The organism is Nocardioides sp. (genome assembly GCF_036493135.1).
GTDB lineage: Bacteria > Actinomycetota > Actinomycetes > Propionibacteriales > Nocardioidaceae > Nocardioides.
The window spans coordinates 37,573-55,921 of the sequence record NZ_DASXQG010000028.1 but is presented as its reverse complement, the minus strand read 5'-3'; the positions used below and the strand labels follow the sequence as shown (position 1 = coordinate 55,921).

Here is an 18,349-nt window from a genome sequence, read left to right as displayed (position 1 = left end):
ACGCCTACCTGGCCTGCGAGACGCTCGACATGTTGAAGTCGGGCACCCGCAGGGCCGGCATCGCGGTGCGTGAGAAGTAGTCGTCACCCCATTCGCGGCTGAACGCAGGCAGGGTCGCCGACGCGTGGCTGAAGCGACGGAGCAGGTCGACCGGGCTCTCGTTGAAACGGAAGTTGTTCGCCGCGCCGGTGATCTCGCCGTTCTCGACGAGGTAGATGCCGTCGCGGGTCAGGCCGGTCAGCAGGAGCGTCTGCGGGTCGACGGCGCGGATGTACCACAGGCAGGTCAGCAGGAGCCCGCGCTCGGTGGCGGCCACGAGGTCGTCCAGGGACTCGCTCGCACCGGCGACGTCGAGGACCAGGTTGTCGATCGACGGCGTCACCGGAAGGCCGGTGAGCGCCGCGGTCTCGCGAGTCTGGCGGAGCGCGGACAGCGTGCCGCCGCTGATCCATTCGGTGCGTGCCAACGGGATGCCCGTGTCGAAGACCGAACCGTCGTTGTCGGAGGACTCGTTCACGACATGTGCAGCGCACTCCAAGCCGGGGTACGCCGGGTCGGAGGAGAGGGTGACCTCGGGCCGGGCCACCGGCTCGCCGACCCGGGTGCCGCCGCCCCGGCGGCTGAACACCGACTGCCCGTCGTGGGCGTCGCGCGCCCCGGCGTACCAGTAGGCGTCGATCATCAGGTCGGCCATCGCCGTCGGCGGCAGGATCGTGTCGTAGCGGCCGGCCGGCAGGTCGACCCTCCGGGACCCCCAGCCGAGCCGTCGCTCGAGCTCCGACTCGAGCGCGAGCGCGTCGACGCCGACGAAGTCGCGGGTGGCCCCGCCGACCCAGGCACTGTTGGTCAGGTCGGCGGTCTTGCCGGTGCATCCGTAGTGACCGGTCGGCTGGACGTGCCGCAGCCGCAGGCCCGTCGACGATGCGACGTACGTCGTGGTGAGGCGGTGGTCGACGAAGCCGTACAGCACCCTGTCGCCCGAGCGCGCCCGCCCGAACGCCTCACCGAGCGCAGGGGCGAACCGGTCGAAGACATGGATGTCGGTCTCTGCGGGCGGCTCGGCCCAGTCGGACCCGGCGACGTCCCCGACGAGCTCCTGGGCGTCTGTCGCCGGGTCGGCGGCGCGGGCCTCGGCGTCGGCCGCGGCGACCAGCGCTCCGACCTGCTCGGGCGTGGTGGCGCTCCCCGACATCGAGCCGGCGGCGGGACCACCGGCCTGCCGCACGAACGACACGACCGCGATGTCGATGCGGCGCATGGAGCCGTTCGTGGTCAGGGTGTTGTTGGCCCAACGCAGGTTGGCGCTGGTGGTGTGGTGGGCGATCACGATGCAGTCGTCGGCGGTGGAGACCGCGAGCGCGTGCTCGACCAGCTCCTGGACCGGGGCGATCGTCGTCGCAGACATCAGTGAGCCGCCTCGTGGTCGGTGTTGAGGATCCGGACGCCACGGAACAGGGCCGTCGGGCAGCCGTGGCTGACCGACGCCACCTGGCCGGGCTGCGCCTTGCCGCAGTTGAAGGCGCCTCCCAGGACCCAGGTGTCGGGGCCGCCGACCGCCTCCATCGAGCCCCAGAACTCCGTGGTCGTCGCCTGGTACGCCGCGTCGCGGACCTGGCCGGCCAGTTGGCCGTCGCGGATCGCGTAGAAGCGCTGTCCGGTGAACTGGAAGTTGAACCGCTGCATGTCGATCGACCACGACTTGTCCCCGACGACGTAGAGGCCGCGCTCCACGCGTCCGATCAGGTCCTCGGTCGAGCTGTCGTCGGCGCCCGGCTGCAGGGAGACGTTGGCCATCCGCTGGATCGGGATGTGGCCGGGGGAGTCGGCGTAGGCGCAGCCGTTGGAGCGGCCGTCGTTCAGCTCCGGATGCAGCCGCGCCATCGGGCGGTCGAGCTGGTACCCGACCAGCACGCCGTCGTCGACGATGTCCCAGCCCTGCGTGGCCACCCCCTCGTCGTCGTAGCCGATGGTGGCGAGGCCGTGCTCGACGGTGCGGTCTCCGGTGACGTGCATGACCGGGGAGCCGTAGCGCAGCGTGCCGAGCTGGTCGATGGTGGCGAACGACGTGCCCGCGTAGTTGGCCTCGTACCCGAGCGCCCGGTCGAGCTCGGTGGCGTGCCCGATCGACTCGTGGATGTTCAGCCAGAGGTTGGACGGGTGGATGACCAGGTCGTAGGTGCCGGCCTCGACCGTCGGGGCGGCCAGCTTCTCGGCGAGCAGCTCCGGCACCTCGCCGAGCTCGGCGTCCCAGTCCCACACGCCGTCGGCGGGTGAGCCCACGACGTACTCCCAGCCGCGTCCGGCCGGGGGCGCGATCGAGCTCATGTCGTCGAAGACGCCGCGCTCGTCATCGGAGCCCATCGCGGTGAACGTCGGGCGCAGCCGGATGCGCTGCTGCGTCGTACGGGTGCCGGCCAGGTCGGCGTAGTACTTGTTCTCGTGGACCTGCAGCACCTCGGCCGTCGCGTGTTGCACAGCGGAGTGACCACGCAGGCGATCGGTCCAGTCGAGCAGCACCGCGGTCTTGTCGTGGACGGAGACCTCGAACGGGTCCTGCGCGTACGACGAGACCCAGGTGACGTCGTCGTACACCGGCTCCGGTGCGATCTCGACCGGGACCGCGGTCAGCGCAGCCGAGACCTTGGCGACCTCGACCGCCGACTCGGCCACGCGTGCCGCCTCGTCCACGGTGAGGTGGGCCCCCGACGCGAAGCCCCACGCACCTCCGTGGATCACGCGGACCGCGAAGCCGAGGTCCTCGTCGTCCGCGGTGCCCTGGAGGGCACCGTCGCGGACCCGGACGTCCTGCCAGCGCACACGTTCGAAGCGGAAGTCGGCATGACTCACCCCCAGGTCCTTGGCCCGCTGCAGCGCGGCGTCCCCGAGGGCGCGGTAGGGGAGCGAGACGAAACCGGGGTCGAGACCAGGCATGGCCCGAACCTAGCGTTCGGATCCGACCACCTCGAGGGTGGACCCCGAGCGAGCCTTGCGGACCACGAGCTGGGTCGGGATGCGGTCGCGCATCTCCGCGACGTGGCTGACGACGCCGACCGTGCGGCCGTTCTCCCGGAGGGTGTCGAGGATGTCGAGGACGTCGTCGAGGGTCTCGGCGTCGAGGGAGCCGAAGCCCTCGTCGACGAACAGGGTCTGCAGGTCGGTGCCGCCGGCCTCGTGCGCGACGACGTCCGCCAGCCCGAGCGCGAGGGCCAGGGAGACCACGAACGTCTCGCCACCGCTGAGGGTGGCAGGATCGCGGGACTCACCCGACCAGTCGTCGCGCACCACGAGGCTGAGGCCGCCGCGTGCCTCGCCCGCTCCTCGTCGGCCGACGTGCTCGAGGGAGTAGCGCTGGTCGCTCATCCCGGCCAGCCGGGCGTTGGCGGCGGCGACCACCTGGGAGAGGCGATGGGCGAGGACGTACGCCGACAGCCGCATCTGGAGGCGGTTGTCGGGTGCCTTGCCCTCGGCGAACGACGACACGGCCGTGGCCAGGGCCAGGCTCTCGCGCACCGGGGACCAGGCGGCGAGGGCGGCATCGACGCGCTCGGCCAGTCCGCGGACCCGCTCGTCGGTCCGCCGGGCCACCTCGTCGGTCGTGCGGCACCGCTCCGACTCCTCGGCCGCCATCAGGGCCGCCGCGTCGAGAGCCTCGACCTCGGGAGGCGGTGCACCGAGCAGGGCCGAGGACTCCGGCTCGTCGAGGACCTGACGCGCGGCCGCCAGCACCGTCCGGTGCTCCTGCACCGATCGATCGAGCTCGGCGAGAGACTCCGGGGAGAGCACCGCCCCGCGGGCCCCGTCGATGTCACCGAACCCGGCCTCGAGCGCGGCTCGACCGAGGGCGGTCGCGGCTTCTGAGAGAGACTCTCTGGCGGACTCGAGGGCCGTGGCGTCGCCCATGACCGTGCGTAGGAGGTCGCGGTTGGCGGACAGCGTCGCCACCGCCGCGCGGAGCTCGGGGTGTTCGCCGCGCGCCGCCGTGACCTGTGCCTCCAGCTCGCCCAGGCGGCACCGCAGGTGCTCCAACGAGGTGGTCAGCTGAGCCGCGCGTACCCGGCGCTCCGTGGTGGAGGCGTCGAGCTCCGATGCCCGGGTCGACGTCTCCTCCAGACGTGTGCGCAGGGCCTGGCAGCCGGAGGCTTGGCTGCGGAGGTCGGCGAGCGTCCGCAGAGCCTGACTGAGTCTGCACCGCACGTCGTCGGGGTCCTGTTCGCCGGCGCCTTCACGCACGACGGCCAGGGAGGCCTCGACCTCGCGCACCCGCAGCTGAAGGGCGAGCTCGACGGCCTGGGCGTCGTCGAGCGCCCGTTGCGCCGTGCGCTCTGCCTCAGCGTCGGGGTGGAGGTCGGACGGAAGCGCGGGGTGTGGGTGCTCGGGAGAGCCACACACGGGGCAGTCGCCGCCCACGACCAGGCCCCCAGCGAGCTCCGCTGCCATCCCGGCGATGCGGCGCTCACGGAGGTCGAGCAGGTACCCGCGCAGATCGAGCACGGTACGCCGCGCGGCGCCGTGATCCACCGAGATCGTCGCGAGCACGGCCGTCAGCCGGACCAGCTCCTCGTGGGCGTTCGCCACGGTCCGCAGGTGCTCGAGCTCGCTCTCAGCCGCCGGCACGGCCTGCGCCGCCGCGTCACCGGCCGCGACCGCATCACGCAGCTCGCGATCGAGCGCCGCCAGCGTGGCCAGCTCCGCCCGGGTGAGCTCGTCGGCCCGGCCGACCTCCTGGACCTGCGCCAGGAGAGCCGCCTCCTGCTCCCGCAGCTCGTCCACCAGCCGCTCGGCGGGCAGGAGCGCGGTCAGCGCGGCCAGCTCAACGGTCGTGCGTTCCAGCTCGATGGGAATCGTGGCGACGTCGATCCCGCTGCGTGCAGCAGCCTCCTGCGAGGCGGCGGCGCGCTGCTCGGCGTCGTCACACGCATCCCGGCGTTCGTCGGCCAAGCGAGCCAGTGGCGTCAAGCCTGCGGCCCGCCGGGCGCGGTCCAGCCGCGCAACGTCGGACGCGTGACGCTCGGACACCAGGTCAAGCCGCTCCATCGTCTCGGCCGCGGCGACCACCCGCGATCGGGCCCGTGCGAGGTCCTGCGCCGCCGCGAGCGCCGCCGTGGCCGACTGGTGTGCGACGGCGGCCTGCTCGGCCGCCGCCGCGGCGGAGGTACGTCGCGCGCACGACTCCGCACGGACTGCCTCGGCCCACTCCGCCACTTCCTCGTCGACGACCGACGCGAGGTCATCGAACTCCTCGGGGACCGTGTGGCGGGCCGCCTCGGACAGTCGGCTGACGAGATTGCCGACCACCAGGGCGTGCTGGTCGGAGCATCGCCGCAGGGTGAGCCGGTGGTCGCGGAGCCACGCCTCGACGCGCTCGAACCGCCCGGTACGGAACAGTCGCGCGAGCAGCTGGTGGCGCTGGGCCGAGTCGGCGCGCAGGAACGCCTGGAAATGACCCTGAGGCAGCAGCGCGACCTGGCAGAACTGGTCGAGGTTCATCCCGAGCAGCCCCGAGATCAGGTCGCCGGCCTCGTCGAGACGACTGGTCAGCGGCACCCAGTCGCCGTCGACGTGCTCGGTCACGCTCACCCGGGCCTGCTCCCGGGTGGTGCCGGTGCCGCGCTTCTTCGGGCGCTCCCAGGCGGGGGAGCGGACGATGCGGAACCGGCGTCCGGAGAGATCGACCTCGAGCGTCACCGAGGGCGCCCAGGTGGGTGGTGCCTGGTCGGAGCGGAGCCGCCCTGCGTGCTGACGGTCGCCCGGGACCGCGCCGTACAACGCGAAGCAGACGGCGTCGAGGACGCTGGACTTGCCGGCGCCGGTCGCGCCGGAGAGCAGGAACAGGCCCGCATCGGACAGCGCGTCGAAGTCGACGTCGGCGGTCTCGACGAACGGCCCGAACGCGGTCACGGAGAGGTGGTGGAGCCGCATCAGCCGCTCCCGTTCGCCGCCGTCACCAGCATGTCGACGTCGGGGTCGTCCGCGCAGGCGTCGCACGCCCGGAGGAGCAGGGCCGACTCGTCGTCGGAGGCCGGGGAACCGCGCAGCTCCTCGACGAAGTCGAGCGAGATCTGGTGGTCGCTGCGCCCGCGGGGTGCCGCCACGACGGACGGCGCCGGCGTGCCGGCCGGCGCGAAGGACAGCACCAGGGCGTGGGGGAAGCGGGCTCGTAGCCGTTCCATGGGCCGGTCGGGACGCACCTCGTCGGTGAGCGTCGCCTGCACCCAGTGGACTTCCGCGGAGGCGAGCCGCGGGTCGGTCAGCAGCGCCTCGAGGTCGCCGGTGAGGACCGAGAGCCGCCGAGGCACCGGCGCCTCTATGAACGTCGTACCGGTCACGCCGTCGCGCCCGAGGTCGACCAGCCAGCCGCCCTTGGTGTGGCCGGCCTCGGAGAAGGAGTAGGCGAGTGGCGAGCCGCTGTAGCGCAGGGTCTCGCCCAGGGTGGCACGCCCGTGCAGGTGTCCGAGGGCGGTGTAGGAGATGTCGTCGAAGAGCGCGCTCGTCACCACGGAGACGCCGCCCACGCTGATGTCCCGCTCGGAGTCGCTGGGCAGGCCGCCCGCGACGAACGCGTGGGCGAGGACCACGGACCGGGTCGGCCGCGCCGCGAGATCGGCGCGGACACGACGCATCGCCTCGGCCAGCGCCGCCTCGTGGGTGCGGGCGGCCAGCCCCCACGGCTCGTGGAGCGCCTGCGGGTCGAGGTAGGGGATGCCGTGCACCGCCACCGGCCCGTGCTCGTCGTCGACCACGATCGGGGTGCCGACCGACGACGCGTCGGTGCGGAGGTGGATGCCCGCGGCGTCGATCAGCCGGGACCCGAAGCCGAGACGCTGCGCGGAGTCGTGGTTGCCCGACGTGATCACCACCCGGGCCCGCGACGCGGCCAGCCGGGCCAGCGTCTCGTCGGCGAGGCGTACGGCGTCGACGTGGGGGAGTGCGCGGTCGTAGATGTCACCGGCCACGACCACGAGATCCACCCGCTCGGAGGCGACGACGTCGAGCAGGTGGTCGACGTACGTCGCTTGGTGCTCGAGCATGCCGACCCGATGGAACGAGCGTCCCAGGTGCCAGTCGGAGGTGTGGAGGATCCGCACACCACGAACCTAGGTTCGAGCGCCGACACCCCGGCGACCCCACGCCGTCAGGCCCCACAGGCATCGCCGAGTCGGCGCAAGCAGGCGTCGAAGGCGGTCAGGAGTAGCGGACGGTGCGCTCGTCGCGGGTGAACCCGAACAGGCCGAGGCCCGCCTCCCGCGCCAGGTGTACGGCGAGCGAGGACGGCGCGCCCACCGCGACCAGCGACCCGACGCCCGCGGCCACGGCCTTCTGCACCAGCTCGAACCCGGCCCTGCCGCTCACCACGAGGTACGCGTCGGCGACCGGGTCACCCGCGAGCAGCCGGGCTCCGGTGACCTTGTCGACGGCGTTGTGCCGCCCCACGTCCTCGCGTACGACGTGCCGCTCGCCGTCCGCGGTGAAGAGGCCGGCGGCGTGCACCCCACCGGTGCGCGCGAACACCGACTGCTCCTCGCGCAGCCCCGCCGGCAGCCGGCGTACGACGTCGGGGCTGGGCGGCGGGCCGTCCCAGCGAGCACCGCGCACCGTGGTCAGCGCCGCCTCGATGCTGTCCTTCCCGCAGACCCCGCAGGCAGACGACCCGGCGGACATCGCGTCGTGCCGGTGCCCCAGGTCCACCGGTCGTGCCGACCGCAGCGTGACGACGTTGAACTCCTGCTCCGGGGTGAGGTCCTCGTCGGTGCAGTAGGCCACCTCGGTCAAGGACTCCGCCCCGACGATCCCCTCGTGGAACGCCCAGCCGGCGGCCAGCTCGAAGTCGTTCCCCGGCGTCCGCATGGTCACCCAGGCCCGCTGCGGCTCCGCACCCGGCCAGGCGATCCGGATCTCGAGAGGTTCCTCCGCGACGACCAGGTCCTCCCGCTCGTGGTCGTCGGGCGAGGACTCCACGACCCGCACCCGCGCGGTGGGGCCGATCCGGCGTACCAGGTCTGTCACATGCCCAGCCTAGGTCCGCCGCGCGGTGGACATTTGGCTACGTACGCAACCGATCGCGAGACGGACGCGTCCATTCGGGCAACACGCCGGCCACGGGGGACGGCGCGTTCATGAGAGGGAAACAGATGAACACACGCACTCGGGCCCGGATGGCCGTCTCCGCTGCCGTCACGGCGGGGCTCTGCCTCGCCGGGACGGCAGCACTGGGCACACCGTCCCAGGCCGCCACGGGCACCTGCGACACGGCGTACCCGGTCGCCGACGTCACCCAGGGCCAGCCCGTCACCGGGCTCACCGTCAGCAACGGCACCACACCGTCCGCGTTCACCGGCACGGTGCTCGGCGTCATCACGGACGGAGTCGAGCCCGGCGTCGACCTGGTGATGGCCAAGCTGTCCTCGCCCGACATCGACGACGCCGGCATCTGGGAAGGCATGTCCGGCTCGCCGGTGTACGCCGCGGACGGCAGCCTGATCGGAGCCGTCTCCTACACGCTGGCCTGGGGCCAGACCCCGATCGCGGGCATCACCCCGTGGGAGGACATGCAGCAGTACGCCGGCAGCGCGACTCCGGCGAACCTGCGCGTCCCCGCCTCGGCGGCCGAGTCCATCGCCGGCCGCTCCGCGGTCACCCGAGCCCAGGCCGCACAGGGCTTCCACGAGCTCAAGGCGCCGGTGGTCGTCGCCGGCCTCTCGGACCGCGCCTTGAACAAGGCGCGTCACCGCCCGTACCTCAGCAAGGACACCAGCACCGCCGGCCACACGTCCACACCCTCGTCGCTCTCCGACATGGTCGCCGGTGGCAACCTCGTCGCCACGATGGCGACCGGCGACGTCACGATCGGCGGGCTGGGCACCATCACCTCGGTCTGCAGCGACCGCGTCGTGGGGTTCGGCCATCCGATGGACTTCGCGGGCAAGACGACCTACGGCCTGGCCGGTGCCTCGGCCCTGTACATCCAGAAGGACCCGATGGGTCCGTCGTTCAAGGTCGCCAACATCGGCAGCCTGCTCGGCACGATCGACCAGGACCGGATGACGGGCATCTCCGGCCTGCTCGGCACCACACCTGCGGACCTGCCGATCACCTCGCGCGTGACCTACACCGACGGGACGACGACGCGGTCGCGCACCGGTACGTCGCACGTCCAGCTGCCCGACGCGGCGGCAGAGACGGCGTACTACGAGCTGGTGGCCAACACCCAGGCCGTCGTCGACGCGGTGCAGCCGGGTGGCGAGGAGCAGCGGTGGACGATCAAGGGTCACACGGCCGGCGGCCCGTTCACGTTCACCGGTAGCAACGTCTACACCGACACCTACGACATCTCGTACGGCTCGTCGTACGACGTGCCCGACCTGCTGTACCTGCTCACGCGTCTCAAGCGCGTGACGGTCGACTCCGTCGACGTGCACTCGGCGGTCAACGACAGCACCTCGCGGCTGAAGATCACCGGCGTGCAGCAGCGCCGCGGTGGCACCTGGGTCGCCGTCGACCGGCACCACAGGGCGATCGTGACCGCCAGCTCGACCGCCACGATGCGTCTGGTCTTCAAGGGTGGCACGACCCGGAAGTTCCACCTGGCCGTCCCGGCCAAGGCTCAGGGCATGGACGCGGAGATCGACATCTCGGGCGCGAACAGCTACCCGTTCGAGCGTGGCGGTCTGGGCACCTTCGCGGCGATCAGGAACGCGGTCGACCACCTGACCCGCAACGACCAGGCACAGGTCCGGTTCCTGGCCTTCGGCAAGCGTCACGTGGTCAAGGTGAACACGACCACCGCGCCCGCCGGGAAGGTCCTCAGCGGGCGAGCGTTCATCCCGGTGAAGGTCAAGTAGCCCCGACACCAGAGCGGCACCCGACGGCCGCGTCCCTCGCCAGGCGCGAGGGGCGCGGCCGACCTTGGGTCGGCTCCCGAGATCGCCTCGACTGTGTCGGGCGCGACCCCTGATCGGTCATGGTCGGAACGGGTGTGGGAAATCGATCGGTCGGGTCGGGGCCACTACCGTGGCGGGCATGAGCGAGGAGACCCTGCGTCAGCTCGACCTGACGCAGATCGGTGAGGGTCGGTACAAGGCGGTCAACGCCCGCGGGGGAGTGCTGCCCGTCGGCTCGGGCGGCGACCCCGACTTCACGCCGGTCGAGCTGCTGCTCGCCGCGCTCGCCGCCTGTACCGCGATCGACGTCGGGCTGATCACCGGCAAGCGAGCGCAGCCGGACTCGTTCGACGTCCACGTCGAGGGCCAGAAGGTCCGCGACGACGGTGGGTCCCACCTGGTCGACCTCGAGGTCACCGTCGCGATCTCGTTCCCCGAGGGGGAGGGCGGCGACAAGGCCCGCGAGGTGCTGCCGATGGCGATCCAGCGGAGCGCCGACCGGCTCTGCACGGTTGGCCGGACCCTCCAGCTCGGGACCACGATCGAGTACCGACAGGAGTGACGCGAGTGCTGTTCAGCCGCCGGTGACGCTGTCGATGGTGACCGGGACCTTCGGGTGGCCGTCGCCGTCGCCGAAGGCGTTGTCGGTGCCCTGCTTCGCCACCTTCTGCACCGCCTTGAGGCCGGCCGCGTCGACCTGGCCGAACACCGTGTAGTTCGGAGGCAGGGGAGTGTTCTGGTAGACGATGAAGAACTGGGAGCCACCTGAGTTCGGCTGTTGCGTCTTGGCCATCGCCAGCGTCCCCGGGCCGTAGGTCTCGTTGCCCGAGAGCTCGTCGGGGATCGTGTACCCGGGACCCCCGGTGCCGGTGCCGGTCGGGTCGCCGCACTGCAGGACGAAGATGGTGGCCGGAGTCGTGGTCAGCCGGTGGCACGGGGTCTTGTCGAAGAAGCCCTGCCTGGCCAGCGACACGAAGGAGTTCACGGTGCACGGCGTCTTGTCGGCGTCGAGCTTCGCGCCGATAGAGCCGATCGACGTGGTCATCGTGACGTCGACCGTGCCCTGCACATCTGGTGTCGACGGCGGCTTGGAGACGTTGCCCGTTGCCCCCTGGGGTGCGTCGGGGTAGTCGCAGGTGACGTTGCTCGTCGGGCTGCTCTGAACGGGGGACTGGGCGGAGTCCTGTGCCGTGCTGCTCGAGGAGCCACCACCACTGCCGCAGGCGGCGAGCAGGGAGACCAGAACGGCGGCCGCGCCAGGGACGGCGTACCGCCTCAGCGCTGGCTTGGACACGGGGTTCGGCACGGCGTCGAGAATAGGAGAGATGTGGTGAGGCGCCGACGGTCGGGTCCCTGGGAACACCTGCTAGACAAGGATCATGGCTACCACCTCGCCCGACCACGACGCGGCCGTCGCCGTCCGCGGCTGAGGCAGCTCACCCCATGTCACGGACCCTGCGGCGAGTGGTCGTCTTCGTCTCCGGGCTCCTGCTGATCATCACCGGGCTGGTGCTGATCGTCCTGCCAGGGCCGCTGACGATCCCGCCGATCCTGCTCGGGGTGTGGCTGTGGTCGCGTGAGTTCGAGTTCGCGCGCCGGTGGCTCCGCCCGATGCGGGCCAAGGGCGCGGTCGCTTGGGAACAGGCCAAGCGCAAGCCGGTCCACACCGCGCTTGTCACCGCCCTGGGGCTGGTCGGAGCGGCCGTGCTCATCTGGGCGTCGTTCCGTTACGACCTGATCGCCCGGGGCAGCGACCTGGTCGGGCTCGGCTGACCCGAACGGCCCGCCCGGACAGGGACGACCCCGGGCGCCGATGGCACCCGGGGTCGTCGTACGCCGCTTCGGGCCTCGATCACGCCTGGGGCGCGAGCGCGAACTGCACCCGACCCGCCTCGTCGACCGAGGCGTCGAGGATCTGGTCCTCGAGCTGCTCGGAGGCCGGAGGGTCGAGGTACACGACGGCGCCGTGCGCCTCGACGGTCTGGTCACCGGGGTGCGGTTGTTGCGCTGCGGTCACCATCAGACCCTGCTGAGGGTCCTCGGCGCTGATCCGCAGGCCGGTGGACTCGACTCCGCCCTGCTGGGCGGCGATGTCCTTCACGATCGTGCTGGCGTTCTCCGTCAGGGTGAGCATGTGCTCTCCTTCGTCGATTGCTGGCAGGACCCGTTCCACCATTCCTCGCATCCCGCGCCCATGCAAACCGGGCGTGTCGTGGGCGGGCGCTACCCCAGCTGGTCGCGGCGGCGGGTCAGGTAGGCGGTCTCGGCGGTGTTCCCCGCCAGCTCGATGGCTTCGTCGTACGCCGCGCGCGACTCCTGACTGCGGCCCAGCCGGCGCAACAGGTCGGCGCGGGTCGCGTGATAGGCGTGATAGCCGGCCAACGTGTCCCCGAGACGGTCGACGACCGCCAGCGCCACCTCCGGGCCGTCGAGCTCGGCGACCGCGACGGCCCGGTTGAGCGCGATCATCGGCGAGGGGTCGAGGCGGAAGAGCTGGTCGTAGAGGGCGACGATCTGCGACCAGTCGGTGTCGCGTACGTCGCGGGCGGAGGTGTGCACGGCGTTGATCGCGGCCAGGATCTGGTAGCGACCCGGAGCCACCCCCGCGGCCAGGCGCTCGAGCACCAGCCGATGTCCTTCGTCGACCAGCGCCGCATCCCAGGACCCACGGTCCTGCTCGTCAAGGGTGACCAGCTCGCCACCCGCCGAGACCCGGGTGGTACGGCGGGCCTCGGTGAGGAGCATCAGCGCCAGCAGCCCGGCCACCTCGCCGTCCTCCGGCATCAGGCCACGGATCAAGCGCGTGAGCCGGATCGCCTCGGCGGTCAGGTCGTGACGTACGGGATCGGTGTCGGGGCCGGTCGCGAGGTAGCCCTCATTGAAGACGAGGAAGAGGACGGCGAGGACACCGGAGACGCGTGTCGGGAGATCCTCCGCGGACGGCACCCGATAGGGGATGCGAGCCGCCTTGATCTTGGCCTTCGCCCGGGTGATCCGCTGCCCCATGGTGGTCTCCTGCACCAGGAAGGCCCGGGCGATCTCGGGCACGGTCAGGCCGCCGACCATGCGCAGCGTCAGCGCCACGCGGGTCTCCATCGCGAGCGCCGGGTGGCAGCAGGTGAAGATCAACCGGAGCCGCTCGTCGTCGATGGAGCCGAGAGGCTCGGGCGGGTCGTCGTCGTACAACATCTGAGCCTCCTTCTGCTTGTCGTCGCGCTTGTTCTCTCGGCGGATCCGGTCGATGGCCTTGCGGTTGGCGGTGATGGTCAGCCAGGCGCCGGGGTTGGGGGGTACGCCGTCCACCGGCCACCGCGCGACGGCGGTCGCGAAGGACTCGGCCGCCGCCTCCTCGGCGATGTCGAGGTCACCGAACCGTCTGGTCAGGGACGCGACGACCCGCGCCCATTCCTCGTGGTGGGCCCGGGTGATCGCCTCCTGGACGTCGACCACGCTCACAGGAACGGCCGCGCCTCGACTCTGACGGAAACCAGGCACCCCATCTCGGATCATCCCCTGTGGTCGGAGGCGCCCCTCATGGGCGGCCGCTCACTTCTGCTACGAACACGTCTGCCCCGATCCGACACCGCCATGCGGCCTTCTTTCAAGGACTCCGGGGCATTCGAGCAAGGTGATCCGGCGTGTGGTGGCCGGGGACGGACGCGTCGGGTCAGTCGCGCTTGCTGCTGCGCAGCCCGTCGGCCAGCAGGCCGAGCCCGATGCCGAGCATCCAGACGTCCTTCGAGACGGCGACGCCGCGCTGCGTCGGCCAGATGCTCCCGGGCTTGTGCAGGCCGTCGGTGCGCAGATACATGGCGACCAGACCACCCGAGAAGCCAGTGAGGGCGGCACCGGCGAGCGCGGGCGGGACGAACGGCGTCAGCAGCGCGGCTCCGAGCGCCAGCTCGCCGACCGAGAGCCTCTTGAGGAAGTCGGTCGACTTCATCGAGTTGAACGCCGGGAACGCGTTCGCCGCCATGCCATGGACGGCCGCGGCCCGCTCCTCGTCGCCGTGCCACTTCTCCCAGCCGGTGTGCACGATGTAGGCCCCGGTGGCCAGACGAGTGGGCACGTTGCGCAGCTTCATCAGGAACTCCCGAGCTCAGGTAGTTGAGGACTCAACCGTAGCGCGACCGTTGTCGCGGACAACCGTGGTGTGGACGCTCGGGGCATCGCCCGATCCCGGGGAAGTGCGGAGCGGTCGATCGCCCGTCAGTCATCTGAGGACAACGCACCGGATCGAACAGGTCGCCGCCCAACGCGGGCAGGCGATCACGCGGGATGGCGTGGATGCACGGAAGGGGAGCGGACTCTCTTCACGAGTTGACATAATGTCAGTTATCGGCGAAGCAGATGAGGGAGGCGGAGCGGGGTTCAAACCCGATCCCGGACCATGGAGGCACGGGCCTGAGCGGTCGTCATGCGCCGACGTACGCCGCGAGGTGCTGACCGGTGAGCGTCTCGCGTGACGCGACCAGGTCGGTCGGTGTGCCCTCGAAGACGACCCGGCCACCGTCGTGCCCGGCGCCGGGTCCGAGGTCGATGATCCAGTCGGCGTGCGCCATCACGGCCTGATGGTGCTCGATCACGATCACCGACTTCCCGGACTCGACGATCCGGTCCAGCAAGCCCAGCAGCTGCTCGACGTCCGCGAGGTGGAGACCGGTGGTCGGCTCGTCCAGGACGTAGACACCGCCCTTCTCACCGAGGTGTGTGGCCAGCTTGAGGCGCTGGCGTTCGCCACCTGAGAGGGTCGTCAGCGGCTGGCCCAGACTGACATAACCGAGTCCCACGTCCGCGAGGCGCTGGAGAACCTTGTGCGCCGCCGGCGTCGCCGCCTCGCCTTCCCCGAAGAAGGTCGATGCCTCGTCCACGGACATCGCGAGCACCTCGCTGATGTTCTTCCCCCCGAACGTGTACTCGAGCACCTCTGCCTGGAACCGCTTGCCCTCGCACGCCTCGCACGGCGTGGCGACGCCCGCCATCATGGCCAGGTCGCTGTAGATCACCCCGGCCCCGTTGCAGCTCGGGCAGGCGCCCTCCGAGTTGGCGCTGAACAACGCCGGCTTGGTGCCGGTGGCCTTGGCGAAGGCCTTGCGGATCGGGTCGAGCAGACCGGTGTACGTCGCCGGGTTGCTGCGGCGCGACCCCCGGATCGCGGCCTGGTCGACCGCCACCACGCCGTCCCGGCCAGAGACCGACCCGCGGAGCAGCGAGCTCTTGCCCGAGCCGGCGACCCCGGTGACCACGGTCAGGGCACCGAGCGGGATGTCGACGTCGACGTCCTGCAGGTTGTTCGTGGCGGCGCCGCGCACCTCGAGCGCGCCCGACGCCTCCCGCACCGACTCCTTGAGCGAGGCGCGGTCGTCGAGGTGGCGACCCGTGATCGTGTCGCTCCTCCGGAGCCCCTCGACGGAGCCTTCGAACACGATCTCGCCTCCCGCGGTCCCCGCGCGCGGCCCGAGGTCGACGACGTGGTCGGCGATCGCGATCGTCTCCGGCTTGTGCTCGACCACGAGCACGGTGTTGCCCTTGTCGCGCAGCTGCAGCAGCAGGTCGTTCATCCGCTGGATGTCGTGCGGGTGCAGTCCGATGGTGGGCTCGTCGAAAACGTACGTGACGTCGGTCAGGGACGACCCGAGCTGCCGGATCATCTTGACCCGCTGCGCCTCACCACCGGACAGCGTGCCCGACGGCCGCCCGAGCGAGAGGTACCCGAGCCCGATCTCCACGAACGAGTCCAGGTTCTCCCCCAGCGCCTCGACCAACGGGGCCACCGACGGCTCCTTCAGCTTCTGCACCCACTCCGCGAGGTCGCGGATCTCCATCGCGCAGAGCTCGGCGATGTTGACGCCCTTGACCTTCGCCGACAGCGCCTCCTTCGTGAGCCGGGCGCCGTCGCAGTCGGGACAGGTCGAGAACGTGACCGCCCGCTCCACGAAGGCGCGGACGTGGGGCTGCAGCGAGTCGACGTCCTTGGAGAGCATCGACTTCTGGATCTTGGTGATCACGCCCTCGAAGGTGAGGTTGATGCCGTCGACCTTGATCCTCGTCGGCTCCTTGTAGAGCAGGTCCTCCAGCTCGCGCTTGGTGTACCTCGCGATCGGCTTGTCCATCTCGAAGAACCCGCTGCCGCCGAAGATCCGGCCGTACCAGCCGTCCATGCTGTAGCCCGGCACGGTCAGCGCGCCGTCGTTGAGCGACCGGGTCTCGTCGTACACCGCGGTGAGGTCGATGTCGTTGACCGAACCCCGTCCCTCACAGCGCTGGCACATGCCGCCGAGATAGACGACCTTGCGTACGACCTTCCGCTCGCCACGCCCCTTGGCGACGTCCATCGCCCCGCTGGCGGTCCGGGTCGGGACGTTGAAGGAGAACGCCGTGGGCGGGCCGATGTGCGGCTCGGCGATCCGGCTGAACAGGATCCGGAGCATCGCGTAGGCGTCCGTGGCGGTGCCCACTGTCGATCGCGGGTCGCTCCCCATCCGCTCCTGGTCGACGATGATCGCCGTGGTCAGACCGTCGAGGAGGTCCACCTCGGGCCTAGCCAGCGACGGCATGAAGCCTTGGACGAAGGCGCTGTAGGTCTCGTTGATCAGGCGCTGCGACTCCGCCGCGATCGTGCCGAACACCAACGAGCTCTTACCGGAGCCCGAGATCCCCGTGAACGCCGTCAGCCGCCGCTTGGGCAGCTCGACGCTCACGTCCTTGAGGTTGTTCACTCGCGCCCCGGTCACCCGGATCAGGTCGTGGCTGTCGGCGGCGTGCGAGGTCGACGCCTTGCTCATCGTTCTCCATCCGTCGGGCTTGTCGTGATCACGCTACGACGCGGTCTCCCAGGCGAACCCGTCCAGGTCGGTGAACGACCCCGTGTCCCCGGCGACGACGATCCGGTGCGACCCGGTGCCCTCCGCGGGCACGCCCGCGTCCTTGGCCAGGGCCCGGTGTCCGTAGAGCGCCAGCTTGACCCGCGACCCGGGGACGTCGAACTCGACGTACTTGCTGCCGAAGCTCTTGCCCACGGCCAGGCCGCGCTCGACGTAGAACTGCTTGGTGGCCTTGACGGCCGCGACACCGAGCAGCAGCACCACGTCGTCCACCGTCCGGGTCGTCGGACCGGTGTCCTTCTTCGAGGAGGTGGCGATCTTCCAGATCGTGCCGTCGGGGGCCTGCACGACGCCGCCGTAGCCCCAGAAGCTCTTCCGCGCCGGCTTCAGCTCGCGGGCGCCGGCCTCGAGCGCCGTGCCGACCAGGCTGTCGACTGTGCTCGGCTGGGACACCACCAGCGAGAGGTTGAAGCCACGGAACCCCGAGGTCGCCTCCTGTGACTCTCGGACCTGGACCAGGTCTCCGAGGTCGAACGCGGTCTTGTGGAACAGGTCGGACTCGGCGGTGTCGGACACCTCGAGGACGACGTGGTCGATGGCAGGCATGACGGCTCCTTCGTCGGTGATGGGTGAGGGGCGATGGTGATGCCGCGGACCGGTCGTGGCCGCGCACATCACCGCCGGGTCGAGCCCGGGGTGACACATGGCGTGATGGGGCGGCTCAGGGCCGCTGCTGGATGCGGACCAGATTGCCCGCGGGGTCTCGGAAGGCGCAGTCGCGGATGCCGTAGGGCTGGTCGGTCGGCTCCTGGACGACATCGAGGTCATGGGTCGTGAGCTGCTCGAACGCGCCGTCGACGTCGCCCGATGCCAGGAGCAGGACGCCGTACGTGCCCTTCGCCATCATCTCGCTGATGGTGCGGCGCTCGTCGTCGGTGATCCCCGGGTCGAGGGCGGGCGGGGTGAGCACGATGTTGGTGTCGGGCTGGTTCGGCGGCCCGACCGTGATCCAGCGCATCGTGCCCTGGCCCACGTCGAGCCGCACCTCGAAGCCGAGGGCGTCGCGGTAGAAGGCGAGGGAGGCGTCCGGGTCGGTGTGCGGGAGGAAGCTCGAGTGAATCGTGATGTCCATGCACGCCACGCTAGGGGCGCGTGGGAGTGGGTGCTTCTCGATTCCTGATCGGTCTGGTCACCTGCTTGGTGATGCACGACGGGGTCTCCGCGACGCTGTCGGTCAGCTGCGCCGCCATCCGCTCGCGGTAGACGCTCGGCGAGACCCCGACCAGCTCGGTGAAGCGGGTGCTGAACGTCCCGAGTGACGAGCAGCCCACCTCGAAACAGACGTCGGTCACGCTGAGGTCACCGCGTCGCAGCAGCGCCATGGCGCGCTCGATCCGACGGGTCATCAGGTATGAGTACGGCGGCTCGCCGTACGCCCGCTTGAACTCGCGACTGAGGTGGCCGGCCGACAGGTGCACCCCGCGTGCCAGAGCCTCGACGTCCAGCGGTTGTGCGTAGTCGCGGTCGATCCGGTCGCGTACACGACGCAGCAGCACGAGATCCTTCAGGCGCTGGTCGTCGGCCGCACTGCTGGTCACGATGTCATCGTGCCATGCTGGGGCGCGAAGTCGACGGCGTACCCGAACC

At 70.9% G+C, this 18,349-nt stretch carries 16 protein-coding genes; 3 read left to right on the top strand and 13 right to left on the bottom strand.

What is annotated here, in order from left to right; genetic code table 11:
• Window positions 1-4 precede the first annotated feature (4 nt).
• From VGJ24_RS04710 to VGJ24_RS04690, 5 genes are all read right to left on the bottom strand, one after another.
• On the bottom strand, window positions 5-1,405 hold the full coding sequence (locus tag VGJ24_RS04710; protein ID WP_331499341.1) for a metallopeptidase TldD-related protein: 1,401 nt from the start codon (window positions 1,403-1,405) through the stop codon (window positions 5-7).
• Entirely contained in the window at window positions 1,405-2,931 is a 1,527-nt protein-coding gene (locus tag VGJ24_RS04705) for a TldD/PmbA family protein (RefSeq protein WP_331499340.1), read from the bottom strand. Before VGJ24_RS04705 ends, VGJ24_RS04710 begins: the two co-directional genes overlap by 1 nt.
• Window positions 2,932-2,940: 9 nt before the next feature.
• On the bottom strand, window positions 2,941-5,919 hold the full coding sequence (locus VGJ24_RS04700) for an SMC family ATPase (protein WP_331499339.1): 2,979 nt from the start codon (window positions 5,917-5,919) through the stop codon (window positions 2,941-2,943).
• Entirely contained in the window at window positions 5,919-7,085 is a 1,167-nt protein-coding gene (locus VGJ24_RS04695; protein WP_331499338.1) for an exonuclease SbcCD subunit D, read from the bottom strand. The genes VGJ24_RS04700 and VGJ24_RS04695 overlap by 1 nt, the downstream gene beginning before the upstream one ends.
• Window positions 7,086-7,182: 97 nt before the next feature.
• Window positions 7,183-8,004 (bottom strand): formate dehydrogenase accessory sulfurtransferase FdhD, encoded by an 822-nt coding sequence (locus VGJ24_RS04690; RefSeq protein WP_331499337.1) that lies wholly within the window; start codon window positions 8,002-8,004, stop codon window positions 7,183-7,185.
• Window positions 8,005-8,129: 125 nt separating this feature from the next.
• Between VGJ24_RS04690 and VGJ24_RS04685 the strand changes: the two genes are divergently transcribed.
• Window positions 8,130-9,839: a hypothetical protein gene (locus tag VGJ24_RS04685; protein WP_331499336.1), complete on the top strand. Its 1,710-nt coding sequence runs from the start codon at window positions 8,130-8,132 to the stop codon at window positions 9,837-9,839.
• Between the two features lie 178 nt (window positions 9,840-10,017).
• Complete coding sequence (locus VGJ24_RS04680; RefSeq protein WP_331499335.1) at window positions 10,018-10,440, top strand: OsmC family protein; 423 nt, start codon at window positions 10,018-10,020, stop codon at window positions 10,438-10,440.
• Window positions 10,441-10,452: 12 nt separating this feature from the next.
• Here VGJ24_RS04680 and VGJ24_RS04675 read toward each other — a convergent pair whose 3' ends face one another.
• Complete coding sequence (locus VGJ24_RS04675; RefSeq protein WP_331499334.1) at window positions 10,453-11,184, bottom strand: peptidylprolyl isomerase; 732 nt, start codon at window positions 11,182-11,184, stop codon at window positions 10,453-10,455.
• 137 nt (window positions 11,185-11,321) lie between these two features.
• Between VGJ24_RS04675 and VGJ24_RS04670 the strand changes: the two genes are divergently transcribed.
• Window positions 11,322-11,651 (top strand): PGPGW domain-containing protein, encoded by a 330-nt coding sequence (locus VGJ24_RS04670; protein ID WP_331499333.1) that lies wholly within the window; start codon window positions 11,322-11,324, stop codon window positions 11,649-11,651.
• Window positions 11,652-11,730: 79 nt separating this feature from the next.
• Here the strand turns inward: VGJ24_RS04670 and VGJ24_RS04665 are convergent, their stop codons facing one another.
• The 7 genes from VGJ24_RS04665 to VGJ24_RS04635 form a co-directional block, all read right to left on the bottom strand.
• Window positions 11,731-12,012 (bottom strand): Fe-S cluster assembly protein HesB, encoded by a 282-nt coding sequence (locus tag VGJ24_RS04665; protein ID WP_331499332.1) that lies wholly within the window; start codon window positions 12,010-12,012, stop codon window positions 11,731-11,733.
• A gap of 89 nt (window positions 12,013-12,101) precedes the next feature.
• Window positions 12,102-13,328, bottom strand: coding sequence for an RNA polymerase sigma factor (locus VGJ24_RS04660; protein ID WP_331499355.1), 1,227 nt, complete (start codon window positions 13,326-13,328; stop codon window positions 12,102-12,104).
• 217 nt (window positions 13,329-13,545) lie between these two features.
• Window positions 13,546-13,962, bottom strand: coding sequence for a hypothetical protein (locus tag VGJ24_RS04655; RefSeq protein ID WP_331499331.1), 417 nt, complete (start codon window positions 13,960-13,962; stop codon window positions 13,546-13,548).
• A 331-nt stretch (window positions 13,963-14,293) separates the two neighbouring features.
• Window positions 14,294-16,663: an excinuclease ABC subunit UvrA gene (locus tag VGJ24_RS04650; RefSeq protein ID WP_331499330.1), complete on the bottom strand. Its 2,370-nt coding sequence runs from the start codon at window positions 16,661-16,663 to the stop codon at window positions 14,294-14,296.
• A 33-nt stretch (window positions 16,664-16,696) separates the two neighbouring features.
• Window positions 16,697-17,308 (bottom strand): glyoxalase, encoded by a 612-nt coding sequence (locus VGJ24_RS04645; RefSeq protein ID WP_331499329.1) that lies wholly within the window; start codon window positions 17,306-17,308, stop codon window positions 16,697-16,699.
• 115 nt (window positions 17,309-17,423) lie between these two features.
• Window positions 17,424-17,834 carry a VOC family protein gene (locus VGJ24_RS04640; protein ID WP_331499328.1) on the bottom strand — a complete coding sequence of 137 codons (411 nt, stop codon included), beginning with the start codon at window positions 17,832-17,834 and terminating at the stop codon, window positions 17,424-17,426.
• 10 nt (window positions 17,835-17,844) lie between these two features.
• On the bottom strand, window positions 17,845-18,300 hold the full coding sequence (locus tag VGJ24_RS04635; RefSeq protein ID WP_331499327.1) for a helix-turn-helix transcriptional regulator: 456 nt from the start codon (window positions 18,298-18,300) through the stop codon (window positions 17,845-17,847).
• Between the last annotated feature and the right edge of the window lie 49 nt (window positions 18,301-18,349).